General features: G+C 27.9%; 1 protein-coding gene. It reads right to left on the bottom strand.

The annotated features are described in order from the left end of the window. Positions 1 to 315 (bottom strand): ArsB/NhaD family transporter (locus GUI70_RS25500; RefSeq protein WP_272952926.1); only part of this gene is annotated, 315 nt, incomplete at both ends.

Here is a 315-nt window from a genome sequence, read left to right as displayed (position 1 = left end):
AATTGAAAATAATACTATATTCCAAGGTGCGCCCTTAATGACTTGCTTAATATTTACAGCATTTGATTTACGAGCCAACATTAGAAAAATAAAAGCAATGATTCCAGTGAAAATTGATACCGGAATTTTAGTAAATTCACTGATTAGATAGCCGAAAAGTAATATAACTAGAACAATCCATGAAATTTTAAATAGCTTTAAATCATTAATGGCATCTTTAGGATGCTTTATATTATTATCATCAAACGTTTTAGGTATCGCCTTTCTAAAATATAACCACAATACTATAATACTTGCTAAAAGCGAGAATAAATT

This window comes from Deinococcus alpinitundrae, assembly GCF_009982895.1.
Lineage (GTDB): Bacteria > Deinococcota > Deinococci > Deinococcales > Deinococcaceae > Deinococcus > Deinococcus alpinitundrae.
Note: the sequence above shows the minus strand (reverse complement) of the source record. Positions and strands in the feature narration are given on the sequence as shown.